This window comes from Agromyces sp. P2_B3, assembly GCF_056404815.1.
The window spans coordinates 118,620-134,297 of the sequence record NZ_JBFUDH010000003.1 but is presented as its reverse complement, the minus strand read 5'-3'; the positions used below and the strand labels follow the sequence as shown (position 1 = coordinate 134,297).

15 protein-coding genes, 2 tRNA genes and 1 pseudogene are annotated in these 15,678 nt (G+C 70.8%); 11 read left to right on the top strand and 7 right to left on the bottom strand.

From position 1 onward, the window contains the following. The first annotated feature begins 45 nt into the window (after positions 1-45). Positions 46-708, top strand: coding sequence for a response regulator transcription factor (locus AC1DZA_RS06245; RefSeq protein WP_476772085.1), 663 nt, complete (start codon positions 46-48; stop codon positions 706-708). On the opposite strand, the gene AC1DZA_RS06240 is transcribed toward AC1DZA_RS06245, so the two are convergent. The 4 genes from AC1DZA_RS06240 to AC1DZA_RS06225 all read right to left on the bottom strand — a co-directional run bounded on the left by AC1DZA_RS06240 (position 705) and on the right by AC1DZA_RS06225 (position 5,952). Continuing rightward, positions 705-1,424 (bottom strand): hypothetical protein, encoded by a 720-nt coding sequence (locus AC1DZA_RS06240; RefSeq protein WP_476772084.1) that lies wholly within the window; start codon positions 1,422-1,424, stop codon positions 705-707. The genes AC1DZA_RS06245 and AC1DZA_RS06240 overlap by 4 nt on opposite strands. A 42-nt stretch (positions 1,425-1,466) precedes the next feature. Continuing rightward, entirely contained in the window at positions 1,467-1,964 is a 498-nt protein-coding gene (locus AC1DZA_RS06235; RefSeq protein WP_476772083.1) for a Dps family protein, read from the bottom strand. A 166-nt stretch (positions 1,965-2,130) separates the two neighbouring features. Further along, positions 2,131-2,204, bottom strand: a tRNA-Gly gene (locus AC1DZA_RS06230). A 94-nt stretch (positions 2,205-2,298) separates the two neighbouring features. Continuing rightward, positions 2,299-5,952, bottom strand: coding sequence for an SCO7613 C-terminal domain-containing membrane protein (locus tag AC1DZA_RS06225; RefSeq protein WP_476772082.1), 3,654 nt, complete (start codon positions 5,950-5,952; stop codon positions 2,299-2,301). A 238-nt stretch (positions 5,953-6,190) separates the two neighbouring features. On the opposite strand from AC1DZA_RS06225, the gene AC1DZA_RS06220 reads away from it, so the two are divergent. From AC1DZA_RS06220 to clpX, 6 genes and pseudogenes are all read left to right on the top strand, one after another. After that, positions 6,191-6,264: transfer RNA gene (locus AC1DZA_RS06220), tRNA-Pro, on the top strand. 52 nt (positions 6,265-6,316) lie between these two features. Continuing rightward, positions 6,317-7,795, top strand: a complete 1,479-nt coding sequence (gene tig, locus AC1DZA_RS06215; protein WP_476772081.1) for a trigger factor — start codon at positions 6,317-6,319, stop codon at positions 7,793-7,795. 68 nt (positions 7,796-7,863) lie between these two features. After that, on the top strand, positions 7,864-8,346 hold the full coding sequence (locus AC1DZA_RS06210) for a tetratricopeptide repeat protein (protein WP_476772080.1): 483 nt from the start codon (positions 7,864-7,866) through the stop codon (positions 8,344-8,346). A gap of 73 nt (positions 8,347-8,419) precedes the next feature. Continuing rightward, positions 8,420-9,007, top strand: coding sequence for an ATP-dependent Clp protease proteolytic subunit (locus AC1DZA_RS06205; RefSeq protein ID WP_159601647.1), 588 nt, complete (start codon positions 8,420-8,422; stop codon positions 9,005-9,007). A gap of 25 nt (positions 9,008-9,032) precedes the next feature. Beyond that, positions 9,033-9,674: pseudogene (locus tag AC1DZA_RS06200) on the top strand (ATP-dependent Clp protease proteolytic subunit); the annotation flags it as partial. A 169-nt stretch (positions 9,675-9,843) separates the two neighbouring features. Then, positions 9,844-11,121 carry an ATP-dependent Clp protease ATP-binding subunit ClpX gene (clpX, locus tag AC1DZA_RS06195; RefSeq protein ID WP_309978934.1) on the top strand — a complete coding sequence of 426 codons (1,278 nt, stop codon included), beginning with the start codon at positions 9,844-9,846 and terminating at the stop codon, positions 11,119-11,121. A gap of 43 nt (positions 11,122-11,164) precedes the next feature. On the opposite strand, the gene AC1DZA_RS06190 is transcribed toward clpX, so the two are convergent. Both AC1DZA_RS06190 and sepH read right to left on the bottom strand, forming a co-directional pair. Next, positions 11,165-11,473, bottom strand: coding sequence for a DUF6504 family protein (locus AC1DZA_RS06190; RefSeq protein ID WP_476772079.1), 309 nt, complete (start codon positions 11,471-11,473; stop codon positions 11,165-11,167). A gap of 129 nt (positions 11,474-11,602) precedes the next feature. After that, on the bottom strand, positions 11,603-12,727 hold the full coding sequence (gene sepH, locus AC1DZA_RS06185; protein ID WP_476772078.1) for a septation protein SepH: 1,125 nt from the start codon (positions 12,725-12,727) through the stop codon (positions 11,603-11,605). Between the two features lie 217 nt (positions 12,728-12,944). Between sepH and AC1DZA_RS06180 the strand changes: the two genes are divergently transcribed. Further along, positions 12,945-13,238, top strand: coding sequence for a DUF4193 domain-containing protein (locus tag AC1DZA_RS06180; RefSeq protein WP_056729312.1), 294 nt, complete (start codon positions 12,945-12,947; stop codon positions 13,236-13,238). Here the strand turns inward: AC1DZA_RS06180 and AC1DZA_RS06175 are convergent. Continuing rightward, positions 13,235-13,699 carry a DUF3093 domain-containing protein gene (locus AC1DZA_RS06175; protein WP_476772077.1) on the bottom strand — a complete coding sequence of 155 codons (465 nt, stop codon included), beginning with the start codon at positions 13,697-13,699 and terminating at the stop codon, positions 13,235-13,237. The genes AC1DZA_RS06180 and AC1DZA_RS06175 overlap by 4 nt on opposite strands. A 38-nt stretch (positions 13,700-13,737) precedes the next feature. On the opposite strand from AC1DZA_RS06175, the gene dut reads away from it, so the two are divergent. Genes dut through AC1DZA_RS06160 form a run of 3 tightly spaced genes read left to right on the top strand, consistent with a single transcriptional unit; the run spans position 13,738 to position 15,607 of the window. Next, entirely contained in the window at positions 13,738-14,196 is a 459-nt protein-coding gene (dut, locus tag AC1DZA_RS06170) for a dUTP diphosphatase (protein WP_476761698.1), read from the top strand. Next, positions 14,193-14,813 carry a DUF3710 domain-containing protein gene (locus tag AC1DZA_RS06165; RefSeq protein ID WP_476761699.1) on the top strand — a complete coding sequence of 207 codons (621 nt, stop codon included), beginning with the start codon at positions 14,193-14,195 and terminating at the stop codon, positions 14,811-14,813. Before dut ends, AC1DZA_RS06165 begins: the two co-directional genes overlap by 4 nt. Positions 14,814-14,815: 2 nt before the next feature. Beyond that, the gene (locus AC1DZA_RS06160; RefSeq protein ID WP_476772076.1) at positions 14,816-15,607 is read left to right on the top strand and encodes a DUF3159 domain-containing protein; all 792 of its coding nucleotides are present in this window, start codon (positions 14,816-14,818) and stop codon (positions 15,605-15,607) included. The last annotated feature ends 71 nt before the right edge of the window (positions 15,608-15,678 follow it).

The following is a 15,678-nucleotide window of genomic DNA, read 5'->3' as shown; positions in this document are numbered from 1 at the left end:
GTTCGCGCCGTGGCCGTCGCCGCGCCCGCCGATAGGGTGAAGTCCATGACGGATGCCGCCCGCCGCCCATTGCGCATCGTGCTCGCCGAGGACTCCGTGCTGCTGCGCGAGGGCCTCGTGCGGCTCTTCGACGAGGCCGGGTTCGAGACGGTCGGCTCGTTCGGCGACGCCGACGCCCTGCTCGCGGAGATCGACGCGATCGGCCCCGACGTCGCCGTGCTCGACGTGCGGATGCCGCCCTCGTTCCGCGACGAGGGCGTGCGGGCTGCGATCGAGATTCGCCGGCGGCATCCGAAGCTCGGCGTGCTGCTGCTGAGCCAGTACGTCGAGGGCACCTATGCGCACGAGCTGCTGTCGTCGGGCGAGGGCGGCATGGGCTACCTGCTGAAGGACCGGGTGGCGTCGCTCGACGAGCTGGAGGACGCGGTGCAACGCGTCAGCGAGGGCGGCACGGTGCTCGACCCGCAGGTGGTGCGCGAGCTCCTGTCGCGTCGCAGCGACCCGCTCGAGTCGCTCACCCCCCGTGAGCGCGAGGTCATGGCGCTCATGGCCGAGGGGCGCACGAACGCCGGCATCGCCACGCAGCTGTTCATCGGCGTGGGCGCCGTGGAGAAGAACGTCACGTCGATCTTCCAGAAACTGGGACTCGAGGACTCGGGCAGCGACCACCGCCGGGTGCTCGCCGTGCTCACCTGGCTGCAGCGCTAGGCGGGCGGCTGAGACCCCGCCTGCGGGGTGCTCCGCAGCGGCACGTGCTCGCGCCACGAGCGCAGGTACGTGTTGTAGCCGCGACGCACGAAGCCCACGAGCACGCCGATCGCGGCCACGACACCGAGCAGGACGGCGAGCAAGGTGGTTCCGCCCACGGCCGCGACGAGGCTTCCGATGAAGAGCCCGGAGACCACGGCCGTGACCACGGTGATGACCATCATCGAGCTTCCGAGGATGACGCTCGCGCCCCGCGGGTAGAAGTAGTGGTAGGTGCGCTCGGCGCCGGCCTGATCGTCGTAGGGCGACATGAGCAGGTAGCGCCGGAGCCCCGGATCGAGGTCGAGGTACGCGCCCCGGAGGCGGTTCATGGCGACCACGTACATCAGGTCCTCGGTGGCGGTGTTGTACACCCGCAGCAGCGTGATGAGGCCCAGCAGCACCAGGAGGAAGAGCACCCCGAGCGCCGCCACGCCGAACCAGCCGCGGAACTCGGTCGCGTTGCCGAGTACACCGAGTGTGACGAGGCCGGCGGACACCAGCGTGAGGAAGATCGCGATGCGGGTGAGCACCTCGCTCTGGGTCGTGCTGCGGCTCGCGAGGAGGCTCCAGTGCTCGGTGGCGAGCATCTGCGCACGCAGCGAGCGCTGCGCGTCGGTGAGTCGCTCGAGGTCGTCGTCCGGGAATGGGACGGGCCCGGGTGCATCCGCCGTCATAGCGGCATTCTGCACCCGGGCCCGTCGGCCCGCCATCGTCGACTACTTGACGGCGATGTGGGAGAAGAGGAACCAGCGGTCCTTGTCGAGGCCGCGACGGATCTCGATGACGACGTCCTGGCTCGCGGGGTCGAGCTCGTCGAGCCCTTCGATCGCGTCGTTCACCTTCTCGATCGCGAGGTCGATCTGCGCGACCACGTCGGAGATGGCCTCCTCGTACGGCTGGAAGCCCAGCTTGGGGTTCGCCGCGCCGCTCTTCGAGGCGACGGTGGCGAGGCGCCCGTCGATCGGCAGGCCGAGTGCGACGACCCGCTCGGCGGCGAGGTCGGCCCAGTCCTGCGCGTGCGCCACGACGTCGTCGATGAGCTCGTGCACGGCGATGAAGTTCACGCCGCGCACATGCCAGTGCGCCTGCTTGCCGTTGACGACGAGCGCGACGAGTTCGTGGACGACGGGCGTGAGGTACTGGGCGACGCCCGCCGCGACGTCGGCGTGGTCTCCGGTCTTCGTGCTCTTCGGTGCGGTCTTCGTGTCGGTCATTCGTTCACCCTTCCCGTTCGGCGTCTGTCGTGCGTCGTGTTCAACGCTACGCAGGTGCCCGCGTATTTCAAGGAAGGGAAGGCTCGGCTGACCGGTGCAGCGAAGGGGCCCGGATGCCGCGGCGGAGCGTCCGATCGACGCTGCACCCAGCCGTGCGGAGGTGGAGTGGAGCGGATGACGGGAATCGAACCCGCGTAATCAGTTTGGAAGACTGAGGCTCTACCATTGAGCTACATCCGCGCGCGCCCGCCTGCGGGCACCGGACCATCGTAGTACACCGGGCGACGCGGGTTTCGCCTCCCTCGGTTGCCGTGTCGCGCGGGTCGCCGCGTGATCAGCGCAGCTCGGCGATGGAGCGCACGACGTTGCGGGCCAGGCGCAGCTGCCGCTCATAGGTGGCGGCGAGGGCGACGAGCGCGACGCCGGCCACTCCGAGCCAGAGCCACCACCAGACGGCCTCGTACACCCATGTGATCCACGGCCACAGCTGCGCGACGGCATGCACGAGGAGCACGGCGCCGCCGACCAGGAGCGGCGCCTGCAGCCGCCGCACGGCACCGATGACGACGATGAGCGCCGACACCACGCCGAGGGCGATGAGCCGCCACAGCTCGGGCTCCACGAAGTCGGCGGCCAGCGCGGGCAGCAGCAGCACGGCGAGGCCGAGCCCGAGCGCCGGCCAGCTGCCGAGCTGCGGATCGCGCCGCATGCGCACCGCGCCCGCCCCGAGCAGTGCCGCGCCGATCGAGGCCGTCACGAGGTCGAACGGCTCGACCTCACGGGAGATGAGCACGGCGATGCCGCCGAGCACGAGTGTCCCGAGCGTCGTCCAGGCGACGATCGGTCCGGCGAACGGACGCCACCGTCCGAACACCGCCGCGACGTGCGCGAGCGCGAGCGCCGGGAACAACACCGCTGCCCGCAGCGTCGCAGCGTCGCCCGCCACGATCGAGAGGAGGGTCGGGATCGAGACCGCCGCCACGGAGACCGCGATCAGGCACTCGGCGAGCCGACCGGGCTGCGACGCCGTTCGGAACCACATCGTCGCGACGATCGCGCCGGCGACCAGCGCGAGCACCGGCCAGAACTCGGCCGCCAGGTCGCTCGGCTCGCCGAGCGCGACGGCCGAGCCGCGGACCAGCGCGGCGCCGATGAACGCGGCGCCGCCCGTGCAGACGCCGAGCAGGCGGATGGGAACGCCACGAGCCGCCTGAGGGAGGAACATGGCCGCAATCGCCACCACCGAGCCTGCCGCGACGAGGATCAGCGTCCGGAGCTCGGACTCGCCGCTCGTCGCGACGCTCGGGAGCACGAGGACGGCGGCCGCGGAGGCGAACAGCGTCGTGCGTCCAACGGACCTGGCCGACGGTGCAATCCGGCGCCACGTGATCAGGCCGCCGGTGACGGCGAGTGCGATGGCGAGCGGGACGGTGTACGCCTCGACGTCGTCGACACCGCCGTCGGCGAGCCACGCCCAGACGGATCCGACGCCGAGGAGAAGGCTGAGCCAGGAGAGATGCCGGATCTCCGCATCGCCGCCGACCGGATCGGCGTGCAGGGAGGCGACGAGCACCGGAACGGGCGTGAGCAGGCCCAGCAGGATCCAGAGCTCGTCGCCCGTGGTCGCCGCGGACAGCAGCACGTACACCGCGCCGACGCCGATGGCGACGCTCCACGCGACCCGGGCTGCGCCCGCGGAGCCGGGAACGGCCGCGTGGCCCACGGCCGCAGCCAGGAGCACGCCCGCAGCGGCGCCGACCGCGAACGATGGGCCGTTGGGAATCCCTGCGAGCCCGGCGGCGGTCGCGGCGGCCACCAGGAGCGGGCCCGTCGCCGCGAGCGCGATCCTGGTCACTCGGGATTCCGAGGGGCGCACCCCGAGCACCGCGACGATCGCACCGGCGGTCGCAGGCAGCCACGCCAAGGCCTCCCCGACGTCGAACGCAGTGACGGTGGCGCCCGCGAAGACGCCCGCCAGGAGGGGGAGTGCGAGGCTCGTGCGGTCGACGACGGCGAGGTGGGGCGTGAACAGGGCGATCGCCAGCAGTATCGGGGCCACCGTGCCCAGCCACAGCCACGGCGATGCCCACGGGCCGGTCATCGCCGAGCCGGCCCGGTCGAGCCAGAGCGGGATCGAGAACGCGATCGTGCAGGCCAGTACGGCGGCGAGGGTGACGTGGGCGGCGCCCATTCCGCGTACCCGGTTCGGCGGCCACACCCGACTCGCGACCACGCGTCCGGCGACGAGGAGCGCCAGCAGTGCCGCCATCGTCCAGGGCCAGATGTCGGAACTGGAGTAGGCCGTGCTCCACGCGATGAGCCCCGCCGCGGTGCCGAAGATCGACAGCACGGCGAGGGAACCGGGGAACGCGATGCGCGCGGGGACCGAGGCCACCGCGAGGGCGGCGGCGGCGATGGCCGTGAGCGCGGCAGCCGCGGCCCACACCGTCGGGGCGAGGGACCCAGCCACGGTTCCCGCCAGGAGGACCGCCCCGACCGGGATCGCCGCGAAGCGTCGCAGGTGTCCCAGGGTCAGCAGCGCGGCCGCGCTGCCCGCGGCGAGCACCAGGGGCACGAGCTGGGCACCGAGGGCGGCGTCCGAGACGATCGACGGCAAGGACGACTCCGCGCCGAGCGTCCACGGCGTGAGTCCGCTGAGGACGCGAGCACCGATGGCCACCAGGCCCGACAACAGGCCCAGGGCCGAGGCCACGATGGTGACGGTGGCAGCCGCCCAGAACCCGCCGATCCATTCCCGCCGCCGGGGGAGGGCACGCGTGATGCAGGCGAGCACCCAGGTGGCCGTGCCGGCTCCGAGGGGAGCGACCCACAGCGCATCCCGGGCGTCGAGCTCCTGCAGGGCGCCGATCGACGGAGCGAGGGCGATCGCGGCGCCGAACGCGGAGGCGCCGATCCACGACCACATGGAGGTCTCGTCACGCTCTCGCAGCGCGAGCATCGCGAGAGCGAGCAGCCAGGCCGCGGCGACGCCGGCGAAGGCCCACGTCGCGCTCCACGAGACTCCGGGAAGCGCCCACGGCGCGGCGACCATCGATGCCCCCGCCCCGACGAAGCCGGCCGTGAGGAGAACGGTGCGTTCGATCGAGGGGCGTCGGGTGGCGGCGATGCTGCCCGTGACGGAGGCCGCGATGCCACCGAGCCAGACGGCGTTCGCCGTGCCGGGGTCGATGGCGAACCCGAGGAGAAACGCCGCGATCGGAGTGAGGGCGGCGGCCGCGTATCCGGTGGTCCGGATGCCCGTCAGCATGCGTGTGCCGGCGAGCAGACCCGCGACGACGGCGATGGCGACGCCCGCGTAGCCCGACGCCGTCAGGAGGCCGCTGCCGAACAGGTCGTTCGCGCGCACGATCCAGACATCGAGCAGCAGCAGCACGATCGCCACGGCGGCGACGCCCTCGGCCGTCCCGGGCAGGCGGCGCGCGCGCAGGAGCCAGGCGACGCCGAGCACCGCGATGCTCGCCGCCGCGATGATGATCGATCGCACCTCGAGGCTCGCGACGAGGTAGGCCACGAAGAGGAACACGATGGCCGTGACGGAGATGAGGACGACGCCGAGGGTGAGGAGGAGGACCTGCACGCCCGAGCGACTCCGGGCCTTCGTCGTCGTCCGTGCGGGCGGCCGGACCTCGACGGGGGGCTGCACCGTCGGCATGGTCGGCGCGGTCACCGTGGGCGCGGTGCGCGCCACCGTCACCGCGGAGGCGACCGCGGCCTCGCGGGCGGCCTGCGTCGCACGCATCCGCCCGATCAGCTCATGACGGGCGAGGTGCCAGCGGTACACCGCGGTCGAGTGCTGCAGCAGGTCGGCCGCCTCGGGCACATCGAGTTCGAGCCCGCATACCCGGCACCGCGTGGAGCTCAGCATGCTGAAGCACGCCGGGCACCTGGTGGTGTCGACGAGATCGGCGGGATCGGCGGGCCAGCGCGTGAGATCCGTCGCGGCGGTGCGCGGGGTGGGGTCCGTCATGGCCCACACTCTTGCACGAGGGCCGGCGTCAGCGGTGGAGATTCCACAGGCCCGTTCGAGGGTCATCCCGTGCCGAATCGGCGGCCCGGCCCGGGTGATCGGGCCGGGTGATGGGCCGGGGAGCGGGGACGGCACCACGTCGGCCCCGCCCGGTGCAGTAGACTTTCCCGGGTCCATCCGTGCTTGCGCATGCTTCGGCATGCCCATGCGGGTGAATCGACGAGTTGAGTCAGCGACTCGGGGCGTAGCTCAGCTTGGTAGAGCGCCCGCTTTGGGAGCGGGAGGTCGCAGGTTCGAATCCTGTCGCCCCGACGAGTCGCCCAGCGGCTCGACACGAACTTCCACACAACAGGAGATCTTCCACATGCCGACCACTTCGGTTGAGAAGCTGAGCCCCACGCGCGCCAAGCTCACCATCTCGGTGACGCCCGAGGAGCTGAAGCCCAGCATCGCCCACGCCTACGAGCACATCGCCGAGCAGATCAACGTGCCGGGCTTCCGCAAGGGCAAGGTGCCGCCGCCCATCATCGACCAGCGGGTCGGCAAGGCCGCCGTGCTCGAGCACGCCGTCAACGAGGGCCTCGACACCTTCTACCGCGCCGCGGTCACCGAGCACGAGCTCCGGCCGCTCGGTCGCCCCGAGGCCGACATCGTGGAGTGGCCCAGCGAGAAGGACTTCTCGGGCGACCTGCTGCTCGCCATCGAGGTCGACGTGCGTCCCGAGATCGAGCTGCCCGCCTACGACGGCCTCGAGCTCACGGTCGACTCGGTCGAGATCGGCGACGACGAGGTCACCGAGGAGCTCGACCGGCTCCGCAGCCGGTTCGGCACGCTCATCACCGTCGACCGTCCCGCCAAGTCCGGCGACTTCGTCACGCTCGACCTGGTCGCCACGATCGGCGACGCCGAGGTCGACACCGCGAGCGGCATCTCCTACGAGCTCGGCTCCGGCGAGCTGCTCGAGGGCATCGACGAGGCGCTCGACTCGCTCACCGCCGACGAGACCACCACCTTCGAGTCGAAGCTCCTGGGCGGCGAGCACGAGGGCGAGATCGCTGAGATCACCGTCACCGTCACCGCGGTCAAGGAGCGCGAGCTCCCCGAGGCCGACGACGACTTCGCGCAGATCGCGAGCGAGTTCGACACGCTCGACGAGCTCACCGCCAGCCTCAAGGAGCAGGTCGCGCGCAACAAGTCGTTCGGCCAGGGCACCCAGGCCCGTGACCTCCTCGTCGAGAAGCTCCTCGAGCTCGCCGACGTGCCCGTCGCCGACGGCGTCATCGAGGACGAGGTGCACCGTCACCTCGAGTCCGAGGGTCGCCTCGAGGACGACGAGCACCGCGCCGAGGTCACCGAGTCGAGCACGAAGGCCTTCAAGACGCAGATCGTCCTCGACGCGATCGCCGAGGCCGAGAAGGTCCAGGTCAGCCAGGACGAGCTCACCCAGTACCTCGTGCAGGGCGCGGCCCAGTACGGCATGGACCCGAACGAGTTCGTCCAGGTCCTGAGCCAGAACGGCCAGATCCCAGCCATGGTCGGCGAGGTCGCGCGCAACAAGGCGCTCGCGATCGCGCTCGGTAAGGCGAAGGTCACGGATGCCGCGGGCAACGCGGTCGACCTCTCGGAGTTCACCGCCGTGGCCGACGCCGACGACGATGGCGCGGATGCCGCCGCCGACGCCGCCGACGAGGCGCCCGCCGAGGAGAAGAAGCCGGCCCGCAAGCGCGCCGCGAAGAAGGCCGACGCCGACGAGGGCGCGGATGCCGCTGCCGACGCCGAGGCGCCCGCCGAGGAGAAGAAGCCGGCCCGCAAGCGCGCCGCCAAGAAGGCCGACGCCGAGTAGGTGACGGAGCATCGCATGCGGGGCCGGACGGATTCGTCCGGCCCCGCATCGTCTCCCCTGGAGGACCCATGACCGCCTGGCAGGACCGCGTCGACGCCGTGTGGGCGGCCGCCGACGTGATCGGCGACGACGAGGTGATCCGGCGGATCGACGTGCTTGCCGCCGAGCGTCCCGCCACAGACCCCGTCGCGTGCTTCGAGCGAGCCGGTGCCCGCGACGCGGCCGGCCGCGAGACCGAGGCGGAGGCGCTGTATCGCGAGGCGCTCGCGCTCGGGCTCGCCGGGTCGGAGCGCGTGCAGGCCTGCATCCAGCTCGCCTCGACGATCCGCAACCTCGGTCGTCCCCGCGAGGCGATCGAGCTGCTCGACCTGATCGAGCCCGACGCGGGCGAGCTCGGCGACGCCGTCGTCGCCTTCCGCGCGCTCGCCCTGGTCGATGCCGGCGACGCCCGCCGCGCGGCATCCGAGGCGCTCACGGCGCTCGCGCCGCACCTCGCGCGATATCGCGTGTCGCTGTCGGCATACGCGGCGGAGCTCGCGGCATCCGCCTAGGGCGAACAGCCCCGTTCCCGTGTGTTGCACCGGATAGATTCGATGCAACGCGACAACGGAAACGGAGCGACACATGGCCGAACCGACACTGGGACCCAGTGTTTTCGATCGACTGCTGAAGGACCGCATCATCTGGTTGGGTTCCGAGGTGCGCGACGACAACGCCAACGAGATCGCGGCGAAGCTGCTGCTCCTCGCCGCCGAGGACCCGAAGCGGGACATCTTCCTCTACGTCAACTCGCCGGGCGGCTCGATCACCGCCGGCATGGCGATCTACGACACCATGCAGTTCGTGCCGAACGACATCGTCACCGTCGGCATCGGCATGGCGGCGTCGATGGGGCAGCTGCTCCTCACGGCCGGCACCAAGGGCAAGCGCTACATCACGCCCAACGCGCGTGTGCTGCTGCACCAGCCGCACGGCGGCTTCGGCGGCACGGCGAGCGACATCCAGACGCAGGCGCAGCTCATCCTCGACATGAAGCGCCGACTCGCCGAGATCACCGCGGCGCAGACCGGCAAGTCCGTCGAGCAGATCAACGCCGACGGCGACCGCGACCGCTGGTTCAACGCGCAGGAGGCCCTCGAGTACGGCTTCGTCGACCACATCCGGGAGTCGGCGCTCGACGTGTCCGGCGGCGGCGGCACCGAGCAGGCGTAGCACCGAGAGAAGAGAGAACGAGCGAATGAACACCCCTACCTTCGGCGGAGTCGCGAACAACGGCCTGCAGATGCCGGGCTCGCGCTACATCCTGCCGAGCTTCGAGGAGCGCACCGCCTACGGCTACAAGCGCCAGGACCCGTATGCGAAGCTCTTCGAGGACCGCATCATCTTCCTCGGCGTGCAGGTCGACGACGCGTCGGCCGACGACATCATGGCCCAGCTCCTCGTGCTGGAGTCCATGGACCCCGACCGCGACATCATCCTCTACATCAACTCGCCCGGTGGCTCCTTCACGGCCATGACCGCGATCTACGACACGATGCAGTACATCCGTCCGCAGATCCAGACCGTCGTGCTCGGCCAGGCCGCGTCGGCGGCGGCGGTCATCGCTGCCGCGGGCACCCCCGGCAAGCGACTCGCACTGCCCAACGCGCGGGTGCTGATCCACCAGCCGGCGATGGGCGAGGCGGGCCACGGCCAGGCCTCCGACATCGAGATCCAGGCCGCGGAGATCATGCGCATGCGCGAGTGGCTCGAGGAGACGCTGGCGCGCCACTCGAACCGCAGCAAGGAGCAGGTCAACACCGACATCGACCGCGACAAGATCCTCTCGGCCGAGGAGTCGCTCGAGTACGGGCTCGACGGCCGGCGCTCGAAGCCGGCCGTCCGCCGCGTTTCCATGCGATCGGATGCCGCGGGCCCGCCGCCGTCGCGAGAACGACACGGGGTTCGCGCACCGCGAACCACCGTCCATCCCCAATCCGGGCGCGCCATGCCGCGGTGCCCCGATCTCGGGCTAGGCTCGGAGCAGACTCGTCGACAGGGAGGGTTCGATGGCACGCATCGGAGAGAGCGCCGACCTGCTGAAGTGCTCCTTCTGCGGAAAGAGCCAGAAGCAGGTCCAGCAGCTCATCGCAGGGCCGGGCGTCTACATCTGCGACGAGTGCGTCGAGCTCTGCAACGAGATCATCGAGGAGCGCCTGGCCGAGGCCGGCGAGACCGAGGCCGGCGAGTTCGAGCTGCCCAAGCCGAAGGAGATCTTCGGATTCCTCGAGGAGTACGTCATCGGCCAGGAGGCGGCCAAGCGCGCACTCGCCGTCGCCGTCTACAACCACTACAAGCGCGTGCGCGCCCGCACGACCCTCACCACCGCCGACCGCGCCCACGACGACGTGGAGATCGCGAAGTCGAACATCCTCCTCATCGGCCCGACGGGCTGCGGCAAGACCTATCTCGCGCAGACGCTGGCCAAGCAGCTCAACGTGCCGTTCGCAGTGGCGGATGCCACGGCGCTGACCGAGGCGGGATACGTCGGCGAAGACGTCGAGAACATCCTCCTGAAGCTCATCCAGGCGGCCGACTACGACGTGAAGCGCGCCGAGACCGGCATCATCTACATCGACGAGGTCGACAAGATCGCCCGCAAGGCCGAGAACCCGTCGATCACGCGCGACGTCTCGGGCGAGGGCGTGCAGCAGGCGCTGCTCAAGATCCTCGAGGGCACGGTGGCCTCGGTGCCCCCGCAGGGCGGGCGGAAGCATCCGCATCAGGAGTTCATCCAGATCGACACGACGAACGTGCTCTTCATCGTCGCCGGTGCGTTCGCCGGGCTGGAGGAGATCATCTCCTCGCGTGCCGGCAAGCGCGGCATCGGCTTCGGAGCACCGCTGCACAACAAGCAGGCCGAAGCCGAGCTGTTCAGCGAGGTGCTGCCCGAAGACCTCCACAAGTTCGGCCTCATCCCCGAGTTCATCGGGCGCCTCCCCGTGGTGGCGACGGTGACGCCGCTCGACCGCGACGCGCTCATGGAGATCCTGACCGTGCCGAAGAACGCGCTCGTGCGTCAGTACCAGCGCATGTTCGAGCTCGACGGGGTCGAGCTCGACTTCGAGGAGGCGGCGCTGCAGGCCATCGCCGACCTGGCAGTCCTCCGCCAGACCGGAGCCCGGGGCCTTCGAGCCATCATGGAGGAGGTGCTCGGGCCGATCATGTTCGAGGTGCCGTCCTCGACGGGAGTCGCTCGCGTGGTCGTCACGAAGGCGGCGGTGCTCGACAACGCGGCCCCGACCATCGTGCCGCACAAGCCGCGTCGCGCCGAGAAGTCCGCCTAGTCGAGGCGATCCTCATCGCCGGGGGCCGGTCTCCCGAGGCGGATCAGTCGTACACCCGCACGAGGTGCCAATGCGCTCCGTCGTGCTCGACGTCGAAGACATGGGTCTCGCCATCGTCGCTGCTCGCCTGGAACCTCCAGCCCGAGATGGAGAGCGGGACGCGACCCGGACTGACGTCGTGCCCTGAGAACGGGCCCCACCAGTCGCACGGGCCCACCAGCGCCGTCGGCATATCGGTGACGCGGAAGCGACGCGAGCGCCAGACGAGTCGTTGCGGCTCACCCGCTCCGTTCGTCCACACCTCGACGAACTCCTGCACTCGGGTCATGCACGCCTCCGCTGATTCGAACATGTGTTCGAATGCTAGCAGCACGCTGGCGCGCTACGAAACGCCGGTCGCATCCGCAGCACAGGACCGCGCGAACGAGGCGACGAGCGTCGCGGCGAAGGAGTGGCGACTGGTGAACGCGGGGGCGCGGGGTCAGGCGAGGTCGTCGTCGGTGCGAGCGCCGAAGACGATCTCGTCCCAGCTCGGCATGGACGCGCGACCCTTCTTGGCGCGCCCCGGGGAGCCGCTCGGTGCCGACGTGGGGGCGGGGTTGGCGGTGCCCGACCCGGAGGATGCCTTGCCGCCCCACAGCGCGCGTGCGCCGTTGCCGGGCTTCTCCTCCGACGGCTTGCCCTTCTCGGCGGAGGCCGAGGGCTCTGCTGCGGCGACGGGCGCGGGAGCGAGCGGCAGCGCGGGCTGCGCCGGCTCGGTCTCGGCGACGGCCGCCTCCCGCTCGCCGCGACGGCGGCGGAGGGCCTCGAGCAGGTCGGCGGTCTCGCCCATCGAGGGGGTCGGCTCGTCGGCGCGCTTGATGGCCGCGCGCGAGGCGGCCGGGCTGGACGTCGCCGGCGTGGCGCGCGAGTAGGGGAGCGGCTCGAGGTGGGGGGCGGTGTCGTAGTCGCCCTGCTCGGGCTCGTCGAAGGTGAAGGCGCCGCTGTCGAATCGCGACTCGTCGGATTCCGGTGCGACGGCACGCAACCGGGGGATGAGGCCGCCCTTGAGCTCGCCCTGCTGCGAGAGCGTGGTGGCCTCGGAGTTCATGGGGTGCAGGGACTGCTTGCGCGGCTCGAAGCCCCATCGGGCGTCGTGGTCGATGGTGTCGGCCGTGAACTCGAGCTTGACGATCCAGCCGCGCTCCTCGTCCTTCCAGCTCGCCCAGCGCTCACCGTGTGCGCCGAGCTTCGCCAGTCGATCACGGATGACGCTGCCGAACGTCGCGGGCTCGTCCGCCGGGTCCGCCTCGGCGGCGACGTGGACGGGAACCGCGAGGGCCGACGTCACCACGTGCTCGCGCTCCGCGAGCACCGGGCCCTCGAACCGACGGATGTAGTCGACGGACGCGCCGGTGACCTGCGCCACGTCCTCGGCCGACAGGCCCGAGCGGATGAGCGCCTGCACCTCCCGCGGGGACGGCTTCGGACCGGTGTGGGTCTCGGGTTGCGCCTGGCGGATGCGCGACTGCAGCACCTCGTCGATCTCGATCCGGAAGCGTGCGCCATCGTCGGATGCGGCCAGCAGTGCGCCGTTCTCGACTCCGATTACCTTCAGTTCCTGCATCGCGACAAGCCTTTCGTGCCTTCGTCTCCGCCCAAGGATGCCATGCCGGAACGGCCCGAGTCGGGAATAGCCCGGGCGCGCCGGAAGTTGAGCACGTAGCCGGGTCGATGATCGACCTGGCCCATCGGTCGCAAGCCCCCTGAAGTGGTTTGCTTACGCAACCGATTTGATGCAGACTATGGCCGCCGAATCTTCGGCGATGAGGAAATGGACGGGAATGGCAACGGATTACGACGCACCGCGGAAGACCGAAGACGACTCAGAGTCGATCGAGGCCCTCAAGGAGCGCGTCCCCGACAAGATGTCGGGAGTGGTGGATGTCGATGACGCCGACAACCCCGGTGGTTTCGACCTGCCCGGTGCCGACCTCTCCGACGTCGAGCTCGACGTCGTGGTGCTCCCACCGCAGGCCGACGAGTTCACGTGTGTGAACTGCTTCCTCGTGAAGCACCGCTCGCAGATCGACCACGAGACGAAGCTCGGACCGATCTGTCTGGAGTGCGCCTCCTAGAGGTCGCCCTCCGCAGGCTCAGGCCGTCGTGATCCGTTGATCACGGCGGCCAGTTCTTTGGGTCGGCGGCTCGAGACGAGCCAGTAGGGTGCCGGGTCGGCGGGATCCGTGATCGGCACCCGCACGACGGGGTCCACCCAGCCGCGGATGACGAGGTGGGCCCGGGCGTCGAGTCCGGTGCCCCGCTCCCGCCGGGCGTCGGGGCCCGATGCGGCCACCGCCTCGCCGGTCTGGTCGAGCGAGATCGCCGCACGCCCGGCGTGCAGCATCCGGTCGCGCACCTCGATCACCGGGGCGGTCAGGCTCAGCGAGCCCGCCGTCGCGAGGTAGAGGATGAGGCCGGTCGCGATGCCGGCCGGCATCGACACCGGCGCGAGCACCAGGATGCTCGCCGGGATGAGCAGCAGGGTCGCGATGTAGATCCAGGGGGTCGGCCACAGTCTCTCGCGGTAGTCGGGCATGGATCTATCAGATCAGACTTCTGCACTACCCTCGAACAGTGACCGATTCCGTCGATGTGCTGATCACGGCCGACCGCGTTCCGTCGTACGCCCATCCGGGCGATGCCGGTGCCGACCTCCATGCCGCCGAGTCCGTCGTGCTCGCCCCCGGCGAGCGCGCCACGGTGGGCACCGGGGTCGCGATCGCGCTGCCCGACGGCTACGTGGCCTTCGTCGTGCCGCGCTCGGGCCTCGCGTTCAAGCACGGCATCACGATCGTGAACGCGCCCGGCACCGTCGACGCCGGCTATCGCGGCGAGATCAAGGTCGCACTGTTGAACACCGACGCGAGCGAGCCCTACGCGATCGAGGCGGGCGACCGGATCGCCCAGCTCGTCGTGATGCCGGTGAGCCGCGCGAGGTTCGTCGAAGTCGAGCGGCTCCCCGGGAGCCTGCGCGGCGAGGGGGGATTCGGCTCCACGGGATTCCGGGAGCACAAGTCAGGAGTGAACGCGTGAGCGACATCGAGAACATCGACGACATCCCCGTCGACCACCCCAAGTCCGCGCCCGACGACCGCGCCACCGCCGGTCCGTTCGACGAGGCCGAAGCCAACCCCGTCCGTCCCTACGTGGACCTCGGCGGCGTCAAGGTGCTGCCCCGGGAGGGTCTCCACCTGCGCCTCGAGGTGGAAGAGGGCACCAAGCGCGTCGTCGCGATCGGTCTGGACTACGCCAACTCGACGCTGCAGGTGCAGCCGTTCGCCGCGCCCCGCAACAGCGGGTTGTGGCACGAGATCCGCGCCCAGATCGCCGACCAGATCGCGCGCCAGGGCGGAACGACGACGGTCCGCGAGGGCGCCTTCGGCCCCGAGCTGCTCGCGCAGATCCCGGTCGCCGCGGTCGAGGGCCAGGCCGGCCACATGCGCCTCGCCCGCTTCATCGGGGTCGACGGCCCGCGCTGGTTCCTTCGCGGCGTGATCGCGGGGGAGGCCGCGGTCGACCCGGCCGCCGCCGCCCAGGTCGAGGACCTGTTCCGCTCCATCGTCGTCGTGCGCGGAGCCACGCCCATGCCGCCGCGTGACCTCATCCCGCTCCGCATGCCCGCCGCGTCCTCCGGCGCGCCCACCGTCTGACGATGCCCGACACCGAGCCCGAGCCCGAGCGCCAGCCCCGTCGCGATGAGCAGCCGGATGCCGCGGCATCCGATGCGCCCGCCGCGGGCGAGTTCGCCCGGCAGTTCGCCGCGGCCGCGCAGAAGAGTGGCTTGGGCGCGATCGCCCGCGACGAGAAGCTGAGCCCCCGGGACGTCCTCGGCGCGGTCGGCGGGGTACGCGGCATCCTCGAGGCGCTGCTGCCCGGCCTCGTCTTCCTCGTCGTCTACACGACCCTCACGAGCTTCTCCGGCTGGGACGCGCAGGCGGCGCTGGTGCCGTCGCTCGCGGCATCCGTCGGCCTCGCGGTCGTGTTCACGGTCGCGCGCATCGTGACGAGGAGCCAGCCGACGCAGGCCATCGCCGGACTCGTGGGCGTGCTGGCCTCGGCCGCGCTGGCGCTGTGGACCGGCAACGCCCGCGACAACTACGTCCTGGGGTTCTTCACCAACGCGGCCTACGCGGTGGGCCTCCTGATCTCCCTGCTCGTGCGATGGCCGGCGCTCGGGCTCATCGTCGGCTTCCTCATGGGCGACGGCCTCGCCTGGCGCCAGGACCCGCGCAAGTACCGGGCCGCCCAGTTCCTCACCGTGGTGTGGATCGGCCTCTTCGTGGTGCGTCTGGTCGTGCAGGTGCCGCTCTACCTCGTCGACAACGTGGAGGCGCTCGGCGCCACGCGCCTCCTGATGGGCGTGCCGCTCTACGCTCTCGTCGTGGTGTTCTCCTGGCTCGTCGTGCGCGCGGTGTACCCGTCGTCGGCCCGCTCCGGTGAGTGATAGAGTTATCTCGACGTCAAGATAAATCCGTCGCCACGATGGCGGCGGGCCGTGGGACGCTTAGGTGAGCC

Excerpts from the sequence above, each read along its gene's own strand:
- AC1DZA_RS06175 (WP_476772077.1), bottom strand. The coding sequence starts at position 13,699 with ATGCCCGACTACCGCGAGAGACTGTGGCCGACCCCCTGGATCTACATC.
- AC1DZA_RS06190 (WP_476772079.1), bottom strand. The coding sequence starts at position 11,473 with ATGTTCGAATCAGCGGAGGCGTGCATGACCCGAGTGCAGGAGTTCGTC.
- AC1DZA_RS06245 (WP_476772085.1), top strand. The coding sequence starts at position 46 with ATGACGGATGCCGCCCGCCGCCCATTGCGCATCGTGCTCGCCGAGGAC.
- clpX (WP_309978934.1), top strand. The coding sequence starts at position 9,844 with ATGGCACGCATCGGAGAGAGCGCCGACCTGCTGAAGTGCTCCTTCTGC.
- tig (WP_476772081.1), top strand. The coding sequence starts at position 6,317 with ATGCCGACCACTTCGGTTGAGAAGCTGAGCCCCACGCGCGCCAAGCTC.
- AC1DZA_RS06210 (WP_476772080.1), top strand. The coding sequence starts at position 7,864 with ATGACCGCCTGGCAGGACCGCGTCGACGCCGTGTGGGCGGCCGCCGAC.
- AC1DZA_RS06225 (WP_476772082.1), bottom strand. The coding sequence starts at position 5,952 with ATGACGGACCCCACCCCGCGCACCGCCGCGACGGATCTCACGCGCTGG.
- AC1DZA_RS06180 (WP_056729312.1), top strand. The coding sequence starts at position 12,945 with ATGGCAACGGATTACGACGCACCGCGGAAGACCGAAGACGACTCAGAG.
- AC1DZA_RS06205 (WP_159601647.1), top strand. The coding sequence starts at position 8,420 with ATGGCCGAACCGACACTGGGACCCAGTGTTTTCGATCGACTGCTGAAG.
- AC1DZA_RS06235 (WP_476772083.1), bottom strand. The coding sequence starts at position 1,964 with ATGACCGACACGAAGACCGCACCGAAGAGCACGAAGACCGGAGACCAC.
- sepH (WP_476772078.1), bottom strand. The coding sequence starts at position 12,727 with ATGCAGGAACTGAAGGTAATCGGAGTCGAGAACGGCGCACTGCTGGCC.
- AC1DZA_RS06160 (WP_476772076.1), top strand. The coding sequence starts at position 14,816 with ATGCCCGACACCGAGCCCGAGCCCGAGCGCCAGCCCCGTCGCGATGAG.
- AC1DZA_RS06240 (WP_476772084.1), bottom strand. The coding sequence starts at position 1,424 with ATGACGGCGGATGCACCCGGGCCCGTCCCATTCCCGGACGACGACCTC.